Raw genomic sequence first — 237 nt, 5'->3', positions numbered from 1 at the left:
ATATGGGCGGTCTGGTAATCAATCGCGGGCGAGCGATGCGCGGCGAGCACGACCTCCTCGCGTTCGATCGAGCCCTTCAATCCCTCCGACCCGGTGCAGACGAGGTGGTTGCCGTCCAGCGCCTTGATGTAGCGTGCCGTGCCGTCGACCCAGTCGTAGAATGCCGGCAGGTTCGGCACCGCGACCGCGTCCGACCCGCCGGGGCGCGGCTCGTTCGCCAGCTGCCATGCCATGATC

At 67.5% G+C, this 237-nt stretch carries 1 protein-coding gene; it reads right to left on the bottom strand.

What is annotated here, in order from left to right:
• Positions 1-237: hypothetical protein (locus AC0IYH_RS33885; protein WP_471838854.1), on the bottom strand; the 237-nt coding region annotated here is incomplete at both ends.

This window comes from Pseudomonas sp. AC463 (genome assembly GCF_979253585.1).
This window is presented reverse-complemented; position numbering and strand designations above follow the sequence as displayed.